This is a genomic window from Pseudomonas sp. EU05-FHT14B02 (assembly GCF_058791055.1).
In genome coordinates this window covers 46,102-59,200 of record NZ_JBYTDD010000036.1, presented here as the reverse complement: position 1 = coordinate 59,200, position 13,099 = coordinate 46,102, and the positions used below count along the sequence as shown (strand labels likewise).

Sequence of the window (13,099 nt, the reverse complement as noted above, 5' to 3'; positions counted from 1 at the left end):
TTCGGACAGTGCAGAGGTCGGTGTTATGTATAGATTAGTGCGAAGTCTCGTGATTTGGGTGCCTCTTTCTGACGCGCAGATGCGGCATTAATTCCCAAGGCGTAACTATACAGAGGCCGCAATCATCAATCTCGTTGTTTTGAGCCCATTTTACGGCACTCGTGAAGTATTCATGGGTGTTAAAATCGCCGCTTTATGCATTTGGAGGGAAGCGTCGTGCGCAAAATGGTTTTGATCATCGCGATATTGGCACTGGCGGGATGTGGCGAGGGCAACCGTGTGGATGCGCCGAAGCCCAAGCCGGCCATGGCTGCCGTACCCGCGCCGGTGTCCGGTCCGCAATGGGATCTTGAAGTGCGAGGTGAAACCCCTCAGGCGGTCAGTGACCTGAGTGGCTGGCTGATCGAGCACAGTTTCATGTCCAGTGTCGTCAAGGAAAATGGCAATACCCGAATCCTGGTGGGACCATTCAGCTCGAAAGCCGAAGCCGAAGCCAAACAGGATGAAGTTCGTGCTGCGCTCACTCGCTCGAAGAAACAGAACATCGAATTGCTGGTGCTTGAGCGTCCAGCCGCTCAATAACGTAGCGCAGACGTTGCAGAAACAAAAAAAGGCCTCGGGCGTTTAGCGCCGCGGCCTTTTTTGTTTCAGTGTCCCGTCCTGGATTCAGCCGCAGGCCTTCATGTCTACCGGGCCTACGAACTCGTTGCCGCGCCCCATGACGCACCCCACGCTCTGATTGCGTTGGCGTTCCCAGGTCTGTACCGGATAGGTCTTGTCCCAGGCTTCGTACAATTGTCGATCCTGTTTCGACAGACGCAAGCCATATTGCTTGCTCATGTAGAAGTAGGTCCGGGCGATCATGCCGCGAATGGAAGGACGGGGCATGACTTTCTTGGCCTTGAAGTCGACCTGGGTCAGGCAGGAACCATATTGCCCCGACTGCTCGGGCAGCCAGCCAAAGCTGAAGTTGCTGCGATCGCCATTGACCTCGCCAATGCTGGGCACCAGGTTGTGCAAATCAGCCTCGGCCTTCTGGTAAACCGGGTCGTAGCGGGTGCAGTTCTTGCGACCGCCCTCTTGCCAGCACTGGCGTTGATGGCCGATTTGCCAGGCCGGAACTATATGCTCCCACTCGATGCGGGATGCGCGCTTGGCATTTTTACGTGGCACATAACCGCATGCTGCAAGGTTCACCCGGTTGCCGGTGTACTTGCAGCCACAGTAAAACTCGGTGGACTGGGGTGCGTAGAGTTTCCAGGCGACCTTTTTCGCTTCGGTAAAAGTGCGCGGCGCGTCGGCTTGCGCCCCCATGACAAAAAACAGAAACAGCAAAGCAAACCAGCGAACACTCATTGACTCAATCTTCCTTCGGCACAACCCAGAAAATCTGCACACCGCCATCGTCGCGATAGGCGAGGGTGACGTTGTCGTTTTCGTCTATTTCTTCCAGTAAGCGTTCCCATTCATCCACCGGCTCGTCGGGAAGGCGGAAGATCAACGCTGCCCTGGCTTTTTGTGCGGTGGGGGAGTTGATGATTTTCTGAACGCGCAGGCCCATGCGTACATAGGTGTCAGGAGAGGCTGAGGTGGTGTCCACGGAATTATCCTTATTAAGCTGTACGTGCATACAGTATTTAACTGTAGGCCATTTCGCAACTGCTTAAAAACCAAGAAAATCCTCTGACAGCGATTTGTTCCGTTTGGCGTAAGGCGAAGGGGATTTTTTTGTAGGACCCAGCGGCAGCCACTCGCCAAGGCTGGCGAATGGCGCACGGGGGGTGCCCAACCGGACTCGGTCGGGCGAGGGCGTATCAGTATTCCCAGAACATCCGTTGCAGTTCTTTGCTGTCGTTGGTCTTGGTCAGCGCGACCATCGCCAGGATCCGGGCCTTCTGCGGGTTCAGGTCGTGGGCCACGACCCAGTCGTATTTATCGTCAGGCTGTTCGGCGTTGCGCAATACAAAGCCACCGGCGTTGACATGGGAGGATCGAATGATCTGCACGCCGTCCTTGCGCAGGGCTTGCAGGGTCGGGACCACCCGCGACGATACCGAGCCATTGCCGGTGCCAGCGTGGATGATGGCTTTGGCGCCTGATTGAGCCAGGGCCTTGTAGGCGGTATCGCTGACGTTGCCGTAGGAGTAGGCGATTTCGACGTCAGGCAGGCTCTTGATGGACTTGATGTCGAATTCCGAGTCCATGGTGTGTCGCTTGGCTGGCAAGCGGAACCAGTAGGATTTGCCTTCTACCACCATACCTAGTGGACCCCAGGCGCTTTTAAACGCTTCGGTCTTGATGTTGATCATTTTGCTGACATCGCGACCCGACTGGATTTCATCATTCATGGTCACCAGTACACCTTTGCCTCGCGCGTCTTTGCTGCTGGCCACGGCCACCGCGTTGTACAGGTTCAGCATGCCATCGGCGGACATCGCGGTGCCTGGGCGCATGGAACCTACGACGATGATCGGCTTCTCGGTTTTTTCCACCAGGTTGAGGAAGTACGCCGTTTCTTCCAGGGTGTCGGTGCCGTGGGTGATCACGATGCCATCGACGTCTTTGCTGTCGGCCAGCTCGGCTACGCGGCGACCCAGTTGCAGCAGGTTTTCGTTGGTGATGCTTTCGGAGGCGATTTGCATGACCTGTTCGCCGCGAACGTTAGCCAGTTGGCTCAGTTCAGGAACGCCGGCGATCAACTGTTCAATGCCGACTTTCGCCGCTTGATAGGTTGCGCTGTTGGCGGCGCTGGCGCCAGCGCCGGCAATGGTGCCGCCGGTGGCCAGGATCACCACGTTGGCCAGTTTCTGTTGGGTTTCGGCTTCTTTGGCCTGAAGGGCGGTGGGCAGGAGCAGCAGCAGGGCCAAGGCGCCCGGAACAAAGGTCTTGAGTGCAGATGTCATTATTTTTCTCTTCTAGTTGTGAGACGGTGCAGATGCAGGTTCATCTAGATACGCCCCGGGCGAATCTGAACGCCGGGGGTGCGAGGGGAAAAGCAGGATCTGTACCAGTAATACGCTGAATCAAAAAACACACCTAAGTTAATGATTTGTAACGGTATTACTGTTTGTGTCCGAAGCGACTTCGAGGTCGGGGCGTCCGGAATGCCGAACATGTTTAACTTTCGTGTTCGGCTCTCCGAAACGGATCGCGGTTCTGTTTAAGGTTTCAACGGGTCAAATCATCTCTAACGACTAAAGAAACGCCCGCGCCGGTCGATGCTCCTTCAAGGGATCTTTTTCTTCAGGAGTTCACATGTCGTTATCTGTTGGTATTCCCAATGCCGCCAGCATCACCATCGGTGGAAAATCGGCCACGACCCTTCGTGCCTTGAGCGACGCAGCAGCTGATGCGGCGGCTGAAGCGCTCGGTGTAAAGAAAAGCGACGGCACCCAGGTCAAGACGGGCCCGCTAGGTCTGGGGGAGAGTGCCGGCGCACAGGCCGAATCGGGAACCAGCGATAACACCAGCGTTGCAGTGAAGGTCTTGCTCAAGCGTCTGAAGGAACTGCAGCAGCAATTGCGCGAGCAACAGCAGCAACTGGCACAAGCCCAGGCGGCGAGCTATCCGACGCCGGAAGCCAAGACCACCGCAGTAGCGGCCATTCAGGGGCAGGTGGCCGACACCAACGGCGCCATCCTGCAAGTGAGTGCGAGCCTGATCAAGGAGCTGGCCAAGGGTTCCGGCACGGGATCGGTGGTCAACACCACGGCATGAGTTGAATGCCGTTTTTTCGCCAAGCATCTGTGACAGCACTTTTCAGGTCGTTGACAAAATTCGGCAGGGTTCGCATAGTTTGGTTTACGCAAACGTTTGCGCGGCTCCAATGATGGCTTTTTATCACTGCGGGCCGTGAAGCTTACGCCAGCGCAAGCGTTGCTCACAATAATCATAAGATCGGAGTGAACTCATGAAGCTGCCATTCGCTGGACGTCTTCTCGCTGTCGCTATGTTGGCTGCTGCATCCGCTGCATTGCCTGTCTCTTCGGCTTTTGCTGAAACCACTGAAAAGCCGAAAGTCGCGCTGGTCATGAAATCCCTGGCCAACGAGTTCTTCCTGACAATGGAGGACGGTGCCAAGGCCTACCAGAAAGATCACTCCAGCGAATTCGACCTCATCTCCAACGGCATCAAGGATGAAACCGACACCGCAGGCCAGACGCGTATCGTCGAGCAGATGATCCTGGCCAAGGTCAATGCACTGGTTATTGCGCCGGCAGACTCCAAGGCCATGGTCCCGGTGATCAAGAAAGCCATCGATGCCGGTATCACCGTGATCAACATCGACAATCAGCTGGACCCCGCCGTCGTCAAAAGCAAAAACATCAATGTTCCGTTCGTAGGCCCGGACAATCGCAAGGGCGCACGGCTGGTGGGGGATTACCTGGCCAAACAGCTGAAGGCCGGTGACGAAGTCGGCATCATCGAAGGTGTGTCCACCACCACCAATGCCCAGCAGCGAACCGCAGGTTTCAAGGATGCGATGGAGGCGGCGCAGATCAAGGTCGTGTCCCTGCAATCCGGGGACTGGGAGATCGACAAGGGTAACAAGGTGGCCGCGTCGATTCTCAGTGAATACCCGCAAACCAAGGCCCTGCTGGCCGGCAACGACAGCATGGCGGTTGGTGCCGTGTCTGCGGTGCGCGCCGCGGGCAAGGCCGGTAAGGTGCAGGTGGTCGGCTACGACAATATCAACGCCATCCAGCCAATGCTCAAGGATGGTCGTGTTCTGGCCACGGCAGACCAGTTTGCGGCTAAACAGGCGGTGTTCGGCATCGAGACTGCATTGAAGATTCTCAAGGGCGAGAAGGTCGACGGCGGCGCCAATGGCGTGATCGAAACGCCGGTAGAACTGGTCATCAAGTAGCCTTCTGGCGACGTAACGGCGCTCGTCCAGCCGGACGGGCGCATGGAGAGTTTTTATGTCAGTTTGCGCTCCGAACGCTGTCCTTTCGGTCAGTGGTATCGGCAAGACTTACGCCCAACCGGTCCTGGCCGGCATCGACCTGACGCTCATGCGCGGGGAAGTGCTGGCGCTGACCGGTGAGAACGGTGCGGGCAAAAGCACGCTTTCGAAGATTATTGGCGGGTTGGTCACGCCGACCACTGGCCAGATGCAGTATCAGGGGCAGGACTATCGTCCGGGTAGCCGGGCTCAGGCTGAAGCGCTGGGTATCCGCATGGTCATGCAGGAACTCAATCTGCTGCCGACCCTGTCGGTGGCGGAAAACCTGTTTCTCGACAACCTGCCCAGCAAAGGCGGCTGGATCAGTCGCAAGCAGTTGCGCAAGGCCGCCATCGAGGCCATGGCCCATGTCGGGCTAGACGCCATTGACCCGGACACCCTGGTCGGCGAGCTGGGCATCGGCCACCAGCAAATGGTGGAGATCGCGCGCAACCTGATTGGCGATTGTCATGTGCTGATTCTCGACGAGCCGACCGCGATGCTCACTGCCCGCGAAGTCGAAATGCTGTTCGAGCAGATCACCCGCCTGCAGGCTCGCGGCGTATCGATCATCTACATCTCCCATCGCCTCGAAGAGTTGGCGCGGGTCGCGCAACGCATTGCCGTGCTGCGCGACGGCAACCTGGTCTGTGTCGAGCCGATGGCCAACTACAACAGCGAGCAACTGGTCACGCTGATGGTCGGCCGCGAGCTCGGCGAACATATCGATATGGGGGCGCGCAAGATCGGCGCTCCGGTGTTGACGGTCAGGGGCCTGAGCCGGTCCGACAAGGTTCGCGACGTGTCGTTCGAAGTCCGTGCCGGAGAGATTTTCGGGATTTCCGGTTTGATCGGCGCGGGGCGCACTGAATTGCTGCGTCTGATCTTCGGTGCGGATATCGCCGACAGCGGCACGATTGCCCTGGGGGCGCCGGCGCGGGTCATCAATGTGCGTTCGCCAGTGGATGCGGTCGGGCATGGCATCGCGTTGATCACTGAAGATCGCAAGGGCGAAGGCCTTTTGTTGACGCAGTCGATCGGCGCCAATATCGCCTTGGGCAACATGCCCGGCATCTCCGGCGCGGGCTTTGTCGACAACGATAAGGAGCGCGCTTTGGCCCAGCGTCAGATCGACGCCATGCGCATTCGCAGTTCCGGTCCGGCACAACTGGTGTCCGAGTTGTCCGGCGGCAATCAGCAGAAAGTCGTCATCGGCCGTTGGCTGGAGCGCGATTGCTCGGTGTTGCTGTTCGACGAGCCGACCCGCGGCATCGACGTCGGCGCCAAGTTCGATATCTACAACCTTCTCGGTGAGTTGACCCGCCAGGGCAAGGCGCTGGTGGTGGTCTCCAGCGACTTGCGCGAGCTGATGCTGATCTGCGACCGGATCGGCGTGCTGTCGGCAGGAAGCCTGATCGATACCTTCGATCGCGACAGCTGGACCCAGGATGAGTTGCTCGCCGCTGCTTTCGCCGGCTACCAAAAACGTGATGCGCAGCTCGTTGAAGCCGCGCCTAGGGATCTTCCATGAATACCGCTTCTTACGCCGGAAAACGCAGTGGCAACTTCTACGGCCTGGGCACCTATCTGGGGCTGGCGGGTGCCTTGTTGGCGATGATCGTGCTGTTCTCGGTGCTGAGCAGTCACTTCCTGTCGTACGATACTTTCAGCACCTTGGCCAACCAGATTCCGGACCTGATGGTGCTGGCGGTCGGCATGACCTTTGTTTTGATCATCGGTGGCATCGACCTGTCGGTAGGCTCGGTGCTGGCGCTGGCGGCCTCGACCGTGAGCGTGGCGATTCTTGGGTGGGGCTGGGGCGTGCTGCCGGCGGCGCTGCTGGGCATGGCCGTCGCGGCGCTTGCCGGTACCATCACCGGCTCGATCACTGTGGCGTGGCGGATACCGTCATTCATCGTGTCCCTGGGCGTGCTGGAAATGGCTCGCGGTGTGGCGTACCAGATGACCGGTTCGCGTACGGCCTACATCGGCGATGCGTTCGCCTGGCTGTCCAATCCGATTGCCTTTGGCATATCGCCGTCGTTCATCATTGCGTTGCTGATCATTTTCGTCGCTCAGGCCGTGTTGACCCGCACGGTGTTCGGTCGCTACCTGATTGGTATCGGCACCAACGAAGAGGCTGTGCGGCTGGCGGGGATCAACCCGAAGCCTTACAAGGTCCTGGTCTTCAGTCTGATGGGGTTGCTGGCCGGCGTTGCCGCATTGTTCCAGATTTCTCGCCTGGAAGCCGCCGACCCGAATGCCGGCTCCGGCCTTGAATTGCAGGTGATCGCGGCCGTCGTGATCGGCGGGACCAGCCTGATGGGCGGGCGCGGCTCGGTGATCAGCACGTTTTTTGGCGTCCTGATTATTTCCGTGCTGGCCGCAGGGCTGGCGCAGATCGGGGCAACCGAACCGACCAAACGCATCATTACCGGTGCGGTGATCGTGGTGGCGGTGGTGCTGGATACTTATCGCAGTCAACGCGCAAGCCGGCGGACCTGAGTCATGGCGACTATCAAAGATGTGGCAGCCCTTGCCGGCATTTCCTACACCACGGTTTCCCATGTGGTGAACAAAACCCGCCCGGTCAGTGAAGAGGTGCGGATCAAAGTCGAGGCGGCGATCAAGACCCTCGACTACGTTCCCAGCGCCGTGGCCCGTTCACTCAAGGCCAAGACCACGGCCACCATCGGCCTGTTGGTCCCCAACAGCCTCAACCCGTATTTCGCCGAACTGGCCCGGGGTATCGAGGACTACTGCGAGCGAAACGGTTACTGCGTCATCCTGTGCAATTCCGACGACAATCCGGACAAGCAGCGCAGCTACCTGCGTGTGCTGCTGGAAAAACGCATCGACGGCCTGATCGTCGCCTCGGCCGGTGGCGACAGTGGCCTGGCACAAGGCCTGAAAGGCGTCCGCACGCCCATGGTGATCGTCGACCGCGGACTGGAAGGGGTCGATGCGGACCTGGTGCGCATCGACCATGAATACGGCGCGTATCTGGCGACGCGACACCTGTTGGAGTTGGGGCACCGGGATATCGCCACGATCAGCGGGCCGCAAAGCACCACTGTGGCGCAGATGCGTCTGGCGGGTTATCGCAGGGCCTTGAAGGAGGCGGGCGTCGAAGTCTCTCCCGGGCGCATGCTGGAAAGCGATTTCACCAGCACCGGCGGTTACAGCGCTGCCGCGATTCTGCTGGAAAGCAATCCGCCTACCGCCGTTTTTGCGGCCAACGACATGATCGGCATCGGTGTGCTGAGGGCCGCCGCCGAGCGCAACATTCGCGTACCGAGCGAGTTGTCGGTGATCGGCTTCGACGATATCCAGATGAGTCGGTATGTCTACCCGTCGCTGACCACGGTCGGGCAATCGATCCTGCAGCTCGGCGAAATGGCTGCCGAAGTGCTTTTGCGCCGAATCGCCACGCCGGGTCTGGCGACCGATCAGCGGATCGTGACGCCGAGTATCGTCATGCGTGAATCGACGGCGCCGCTGGCCGGCGTGTTTGCCCAATTCCGTTGAAACAAAAAGCCGTTGAAAACAGAAAGCCGCTGAATCAAAAGCGCCGCCGAAACAGAATCGATGAGTAGCAATGTATGTCAGCAAAAGTAGTGGTAATTGGCAGTTTGAACATGGACCTGGTGACCCGGGCCCCGCGCTTGCCCAAGGGCGGTGAAACGCTGATTGGTCAATCGTTTACCACCGTCTCCGGTGGCAAGGGCGCCAATCAGGCCGTGGCTGCGGCGCGGCTGGGAGCGCAGGTGTCGATGATCGGCTGCGTAGGCAATGACGCTTATGGTGAGGCGCTGCGCGGGGCGCTGTTGGCCGAGCAGATCGATTGCCGGGCGGTGAGCACCGTTGACGGTTCCAGCGGCGTGGCGTTGATTGTGGTCGACGACAGCAGTCAGAACTCCATCGTGATCGTCCCCGGCGCCAACGGTGCATTGACCGCTGAAACCATTGACCGTTTTGATTCGGTGATACGTGCGGCGGACGTGCTCATCTGTCAGCTGGAAGTGCCCGATGCGTCTGTTGGCCATGCGCTCAAGCGTGGTCGCGAGCTGGGCAAGACAGTCATCCTCAACCCGGCTCCGGCCAGCCGTCCGCTGCCATCGGACTGGTACGCGTCCATCGATTACCTGATTCCCAACGAAAGCGAAGCGTCGGCCCTGAGCGGTCTGTCAGTGGACTCCCTGGACACCGCGCAAGCCGCGGCAACCCGCCTGATTGCCCTGGGCGCCGGCAAGGTGATCATCACTCTCGGTGCGCAAGGTTCACTGTTTGCCGATGGCCAACGCTTCGAACATTTCCCCGCGCCCGTGGTGAAGGCTGTCGATACCACGGCGGCCGGCGATACGTTCGTCGGCGGTTTCGCTGCGGCACTGGCCGCCGGTAACGATGAGACGCAGGCGATCCGCTTCGGACAGGTGGCCGCTGCGCTGTCGGTCACCCGTGCCGGCGCGCAGCCTTCGATTCCCTTCTTGAGCGAAGTGCAGGCGTTTAAAACACCATGAAAAAGACACCACTGCTCAACATTGCGCTGTCGCGGCTGATCGCATCATTGGGGCATGGCGACAGGGTCATCATCGGGGATGCGGGGCTGCCGGTTCCTCCGGGCGTTGAATTGATCGACCTGGCCTTGACCCATGGCATTCCGGATTTTGTCAGCACCTTGAAGGTCGTGCTCAGTGAGATGCAGGTCGAAAGCCATGTGCTGGCTCAGGAAATCTTCGATAAAAAGCCGTCGGCTCTGGTCACGCTGGAAGCGCTGGATGGCGAAGGCGCGTTGGGTCGGCGTGAGTTGCTCACCCATGAACAATTCAAGGCCCTGAGCCGACAAGCCAGGGCGATTGTTCGTACAGGTGAATGCCAGCCTTACTGCAACATTGTGCTGGTCGCCGGGGTTACGTTTTGACTGGCTGTCCGCGTTTTGATGTCCCTGGCACAAGGCGTGCGCCCCGTATCGCTATTCCCGGAAACTGCACCCACTGCTCTGGAACCTGCTGCTTTTGACCCTGACGACCGCAACCAACGCCCAAGCGGCACCAAAGATCGACCTGATCATCGACACCGATCCGGGAGCTGACGACGTCGTTGCCCTGTTGTTCGCCCTGGCGTCGCCGGACGAACTGAATGTCCGGGCATTGACCACCGTTGCCGGCAACGTTCGCCTGGACAAGACCTCCCGCAATGCGCGGCTGGCCCGGGAGTGGGCGGGGCGCGAAGAGGTGCCGGTCTATGCGGGGGCGCCCAGCCCCCTGATGCGCACACCTATCTATGCCGAGGACATTCATGGCAAGGAAGGGTTGTCGGGCATTGACGTGCATGAGCCCAGGAAGGGGGTGGCCAAGGGCAGCGCCATCACTTATCTGATCGATACCCTGAAATCTGCCGAGCCCCACAGCATTACCATCGCCATGCTTGGCCCGCAGACCAACCTGGCCCTGGCGTTGATCCAGGAGCCGGGTATCGTTCAGGGCATTAAGGAAGTGGTGGTCATGGGTGGTGCACACTTCAACGGCGGCAACATCACGCCAGTGGCCGAGTTCAACCTGTTCGCCGATCCGCAAGCGGCCGAAGTGGTGCTCAACAGTGGCGTGAAGCTGACCTACCTGTCGCTGGATGTGACCCACAAGATCCTTACCAGCGAAGCGCGCCTGAACCAGATTGCCACGCTGAACAACAACGCCAGTCGTCTGGTAGTCAGTATTCTCAATGAGTACATCAAGGGCGACATGGAACACTACGGCCTTCCGGGCGGCCCGGTGCATGACGCCACGGTTGTCGCTTATCTGCTCAAGCCGCAGTTGTTCGGCGGTCGTTCGGTCAACGTGGTGGTCGACAGCCGCGAAGGACCGACCTTTGGACAAACCATCGTCGACTGGTATGACGGCTTGAAAGCGCCAAAGAACGCCTTCTGGGTAGAAAACGGCGACGCCCAGGGCTTCTTCGATCTGCTGACCGAGCGCCTGGCCCGCCTGAAGTAAGCATCATCTCCCGCAGGTGCTTGCCTGCGGGTTTTACTCCCTCGTACTAACCGCTTCGGTCTTTTGGTCCGATAGATGTTTCTCGAAAATCTGCTCGATGAACGATTGGGCGGCTTCGGTTCCAAGGTCCCTGACCAGAAGGTCGATACCGATAATGGCGAGCTCTTCCGTGCTGCTTGGACTGTAGGAGCTGTGGCCGTCTTGCCACTTGGCCTTGATGGCAGCGTCGATGCTTACGGTGGTCATGATGGCACTCGAGAGGTCGGGGAAGTCTGAGTGCCGAGTTAACCATTTTGCAGGGCTTTTGACACGTCGACTTAGGCATGAAAGGAGGGCTGTGCGACACTTGGTCTCTGACGAATATTCAAGGAACGCGCTGTGCAGATCGATTTGAACTCCCCGGATGGCCTGACCCTCGAGGCGGTGCGTCATTTGCTGGCCGGCGCCAGTGACGATGAGCACACCCAGTTGCGGGTCACCAAGGGAGGCATTGCCTACATCTCCTCGGGTGTCGTGGGCGGTACCGATATCGACGGGTTGTTGTTCCGGCTCGAAACCTGGGCCAAGGGCTCCGGTTATGTCGGGCGGGTCGCGGCCAGCGATGAAGTCTGGGTCATGCAAATCTTCAATGCCTTGAAAGAGAACTGGCCCAATCCTCCTTACGACTACATCGACGTCTATTGAGCGTCGTTCATATTCAGTCACGATTCAGTGATTAAGGGCAGGGCGACGCTCAGGCAGAATCGCGGCTCGTCCGGATCATGGGCAGGGTGCCAGTGCTCCCTGTGAAACCAAACGCCAGTCTGGTTGTCGCACGATCTCAGCTTAATCATTGAATAAGGAGGCTTCATGCCTTGGAAGCTCGCGTCATTGGGTACTTTGTTGGCCGTTGCCACGCTGGCCGGTTGCAGCACTCCCTCTACGGAGTCGGCAACAACGGATGTTGCGACGACTGACACGGGTCACAGTCGCTGTGAGGCAAAGGCTGCCGAGTTCACCATCGGCAAACAGGCATCGGCGCAGCTGCTCGAGCAGGCGCGTACCCGTGCCGGGGCGCAAAGTGCACGGTTCCTGCTGCCAACCGATATGGTGACGCTGGAGTACCGTTCCGATCGCCTGAACCTGAACACCGATGCCAGCCGGGTAGTGACCCGCGTCAACTGCGGCTGATCGTTCGACTTTTGTTTCACCCATAAAAAACCCCGTCACATGGACGGGGTTTTTTTAGTGCGCCTGGAAATTACTCTGGGCGAACTTGAGCAGCTTGCATACCCTTTTGGCCTTTCTCAGCCACGAAGGAAACAGTCTGGCCTTCTTTCAGGCTTTTGAAACCGTCGCTTTCGATAGCTTTGAAGTGTACGAACAGGTCGTCACCGCCACCTTGAGGAGTGATGAAGCCGAAGCCTTTTTCATCGTTGAACCATTTAACGGTGCCGGTTTGGCGATTAGACATGGTGTATCTCCAAGAAACATATATTTTCAGTAGTACTGTGCTGCTCAGGCCAACTGGGCACACCCGGGTATCATAGTCGAAATGTTCGGTTTGGGAGCCCCCCGGACGCACTGTTTGCCAACCAGACGCTTTTTCTTGGTGTCCTTTAGAGGCTGAAAGCCCCGTTCTATAAGGCTTTCAGCCGAAAGTTAAGGCGATAAAAAAAGCTGAAAAACCTGAATAAATTGTACGAAAGGTCCTGTTTCAGCGGCTTTTTAACAGTATTTCAGGGGCTGAAAGCGTGGGGGTGGGCCTATTTTTGCTCTTTTTTGGTGGCCTTGCAGGCTGCAATTTTGTTCAGTGCCTGCTGCTTCAATGTGTCGCTGGCCGTGTTGTTCATCAGGGCCTGAATGTCGGCGGCAGGGTACGATTTGATGGCATCGGCACCGCAGGCGCAGTGGGATTTCGCTGCTGCGGCGCCGATCTGTGGTGTGGCAGTCTGGGTGCACTGCGCCATGTATTTCTCTCGTTCGCCTTTCGGCCATTCTGCATGGGCGGCCAGTGGTAGCAGGAGAATGACGGGGGCGACTACGGCGAATAAACGATTCAGACGCATGCTGAGATACTCCTTGTGGGTCAGATATCTTGTTATCTGAGGGCGATAGTGCGCTTCAAGTTCAGCACTCTGGCATAAAAACAGCCAATTTACCCTGCTGCAAAACCTGCGCA

At 58.5% G+C, this 13,099-nt stretch carries 17 protein-coding genes; 11 read left to right on the top strand and 6 right to left on the bottom strand.

The genetic code is table 11. From position 1 onward, the window contains the following. The first annotated feature begins 216 nt into the window (after positions 1 to 216). Positions 217 to 582: an SPOR domain-containing protein gene (locus tag AC3WTM_RS26380; protein ID WP_102668737.1), complete on the top strand. Its 366-nt coding sequence runs from the start codon at positions 217 to 219 to the stop codon at positions 580 to 582. Positions 583 to 666: 84 nt separating this feature from the next. On the opposite strand, the gene AC3WTM_RS26375 is transcribed toward AC3WTM_RS26380, so the two are convergent. The 3 genes from AC3WTM_RS26375 to AC3WTM_RS26365 all read right to left on the bottom strand — a co-directional run bounded on the left by AC3WTM_RS26375 (position 667) and on the right by AC3WTM_RS26365 (position 2,903). After that, positions 667 to 1,356 (bottom strand): endonuclease, encoded by a 690-nt coding sequence (locus AC3WTM_RS26375; protein WP_102668736.1) that lies wholly within the window; start codon positions 1,354 to 1,356, stop codon positions 667 to 669. 4 nt (positions 1,357 to 1,360) lie between these two features. After that, complete coding sequence (locus AC3WTM_RS26370; RefSeq protein ID WP_046041595.1) at positions 1,361 to 1,630, bottom strand: DUF1654 domain-containing protein; 270 nt, start codon at positions 1,628 to 1,630, stop codon at positions 1,361 to 1,363. A 184-nt stretch (positions 1,631 to 1,814) separates the two neighbouring features. Then, the gene (locus AC3WTM_RS26365) at positions 1,815 to 2,903 is read right to left on the bottom strand and encodes an asparaginase (protein WP_102685564.1); all 1,089 of its coding nucleotides are present in this window, start codon (positions 2,901 to 2,903) and stop codon (positions 1,815 to 1,817) included. Between the two features lie 352 nt (positions 2,904 to 3,255). Between AC3WTM_RS26365 and AC3WTM_RS26360 the strand changes: the two genes are divergently transcribed. The 8 genes from AC3WTM_RS26360 (at position 3,256) to AC3WTM_RS26325 (ending at position 10,938) form a co-directional block, all read left to right on the top strand. Then, positions 3,256 to 3,717 (top strand): hypothetical protein, encoded by a 462-nt coding sequence (locus AC3WTM_RS26360; RefSeq protein WP_102668735.1) that lies wholly within the window; start codon positions 3,256 to 3,258, stop codon positions 3,715 to 3,717. Positions 3,718 to 3,910: 193 nt separating this feature from the next. Further along, the gene (locus tag AC3WTM_RS26355) at positions 3,911 to 4,867 is read left to right on the top strand and encodes a sugar ABC transporter substrate-binding protein (protein ID WP_102668734.1); all 957 of its coding nucleotides are present in this window, start codon (positions 3,911 to 3,913) and stop codon (positions 4,865 to 4,867) included. Between the two features lie 55 nt (positions 4,868 to 4,922). After that, entirely contained in the window at positions 4,923 to 6,476 is a 1,554-nt protein-coding gene (locus AC3WTM_RS26350; protein ID WP_102668733.1) for a sugar ABC transporter ATP-binding protein, read from the top strand. After that, entirely contained in the window at positions 6,473 to 7,450 is a 978-nt protein-coding gene (locus AC3WTM_RS26345) for an ABC transporter permease (RefSeq protein ID WP_057715545.1), read from the top strand. The genes AC3WTM_RS26350 and AC3WTM_RS26345 overlap by 4 nt, the downstream gene beginning before the upstream one ends. A gap of 3 nt (positions 7,451 to 7,453) precedes the next feature. Next, complete coding sequence (locus AC3WTM_RS26340) at positions 7,454 to 8,473, top strand: LacI family DNA-binding transcriptional regulator (protein ID WP_102668732.1); 1,020 nt, start codon at positions 7,454 to 7,456, stop codon at positions 8,471 to 8,473. 74 nt (positions 8,474 to 8,547) lie between these two features. Continuing rightward, on the top strand, positions 8,548 to 9,465 hold the full coding sequence (gene rbsK / locus AC3WTM_RS26335) for a ribokinase (protein ID WP_102668731.1): 918 nt from the start codon (positions 8,548 to 8,550) through the stop codon (positions 9,463 to 9,465). Further along, entirely contained in the window at positions 9,462 to 9,866 is a 405-nt protein-coding gene (gene rbsD / locus AC3WTM_RS26330) for a D-ribose pyranase (RefSeq protein ID WP_102668730.1), read from the top strand. Before rbsK ends, rbsD begins: the two co-directional genes overlap by 4 nt. A gap of 64 nt (positions 9,867 to 9,930) precedes the next feature. Further along, positions 9,931 to 10,938, top strand: a complete 1,008-nt coding sequence (locus tag AC3WTM_RS26325) for a nucleoside hydrolase (RefSeq protein WP_102668729.1) — start codon at positions 9,931 to 9,933, stop codon at positions 10,936 to 10,938. Between the two features lie 33 nt (positions 10,939 to 10,971). On the opposite strand, the gene AC3WTM_RS26320 is transcribed toward AC3WTM_RS26325, so the two are convergent. Continuing rightward, positions 10,972 to 11,184 (bottom strand): hypothetical protein, encoded by a 213-nt coding sequence (locus tag AC3WTM_RS26320; protein WP_057715541.1) that lies wholly within the window; start codon positions 11,182 to 11,184, stop codon positions 10,972 to 10,974. Between the two features lie 132 nt (positions 11,185 to 11,316). Here AC3WTM_RS26320 and AC3WTM_RS26315 point away from each other — a divergent pair, with 132 nt between their 5' ends. Beyond that, positions 11,317 to 11,622, top strand: a complete 306-nt coding sequence (locus AC3WTM_RS26315; RefSeq protein WP_102668728.1) for a hypothetical protein — start codon at positions 11,317 to 11,319, stop codon at positions 11,620 to 11,622. Between the two features lie 165 nt (positions 11,623 to 11,787). After that, entirely contained in the window at positions 11,788 to 12,108 is a 321-nt protein-coding gene (locus AC3WTM_RS26310) for an I78 family peptidase inhibitor (RefSeq protein WP_102668727.1), read from the top strand. Between the two features lie 70 nt (positions 12,109 to 12,178). On the opposite strand, the gene AC3WTM_RS26305 is transcribed toward AC3WTM_RS26310, so the two are convergent. Both AC3WTM_RS26305 and AC3WTM_RS26300 read right to left on the bottom strand, forming a co-directional pair. Beyond that, entirely contained in the window at positions 12,179 to 12,391 is a 213-nt protein-coding gene (locus tag AC3WTM_RS26305) for a cold-shock protein (RefSeq protein WP_003179963.1), read from the bottom strand. 292 nt (positions 12,392 to 12,683) lie between these two features. Further along, complete coding sequence (locus tag AC3WTM_RS26300) at positions 12,684 to 12,986, bottom strand: hypothetical protein (protein WP_102668726.1); 303 nt, start codon at positions 12,984 to 12,986, stop codon at positions 12,684 to 12,686. Positions 12,987 to 13,099 lie beyond the last annotated feature (113 nt).

Excerpts from the sequence above, each read along its gene's own strand:
- AC3WTM_RS26375 (WP_102668736.1), bottom strand. The coding sequence starts at position 1,356 with ATGAGTGTTCGCTGGTTTGCTTTGCTGTTTCTGTTTTTTGTCATGGGG.
- AC3WTM_RS26370 (WP_046041595.1), bottom strand. The coding sequence starts at position 1,630 with ATGCACGTACAGCTTAATAAGGATAATTCCGTGGACACCACCTCAGCC.
- AC3WTM_RS26365 (WP_102685564.1), bottom strand. The coding sequence starts at position 2,903 with ATGACATCTGCACTCAAGACCTTTGTTCCGGGCGCCTTGGCCCTGCTG.
- AC3WTM_RS26360 (WP_102668735.1), top strand. The coding sequence starts at position 3,256 with ATGTCGTTATCTGTTGGTATTCCCAATGCCGCCAGCATCACCATCGGT.
- AC3WTM_RS26355 (WP_102668734.1), top strand. The coding sequence starts at position 3,911 with ATGAAGCTGCCATTCGCTGGACGTCTTCTCGCTGTCGCTATGTTGGCT.
- AC3WTM_RS26350 (WP_102668733.1), top strand. The coding sequence starts at position 4,923 with ATGTCAGTTTGCGCTCCGAACGCTGTCCTTTCGGTCAGTGGTATCGGC.
- AC3WTM_RS26345 (WP_057715545.1), top strand. The coding sequence starts at position 6,473 with ATGAATACCGCTTCTTACGCCGGAAAACGCAGTGGCAACTTCTACGGC.
- AC3WTM_RS26340 (WP_102668732.1), top strand. The coding sequence starts at position 7,454 with ATGGCGACTATCAAAGATGTGGCAGCCCTTGCCGGCATTTCCTACACC.
- rbsK (WP_102668731.1), top strand. The coding sequence starts at position 8,548 with ATGTCAGCAAAAGTAGTGGTAATTGGCAGTTTGAACATGGACCTGGTG.
- rbsD (WP_102668730.1), top strand. The coding sequence starts at position 9,462 with ATGAAAAAGACACCACTGCTCAACATTGCGCTGTCGCGGCTGATCGCA.
- AC3WTM_RS26320 (WP_057715541.1), bottom strand. The coding sequence starts at position 11,184 with ATGACCACCGTAAGCATCGACGCTGCCATCAAGGCCAAGTGGCAAGAC.
- AC3WTM_RS26310 (WP_102668727.1), top strand. The coding sequence starts at position 11,788 with ATGCCTTGGAAGCTCGCGTCATTGGGTACTTTGTTGGCCGTTGCCACG.
- AC3WTM_RS26305 (WP_003179963.1), bottom strand. The coding sequence starts at position 12,391 with ATGTCTAATCGCCAAACCGGCACCGTTAAATGGTTCAACGATGAAAAA.
- AC3WTM_RS26300 (WP_102668726.1), bottom strand. The coding sequence starts at position 12,986 with ATGCGTCTGAATCGTTTATTCGCCGTAGTCGCCCCCGTCATTCTCCTG.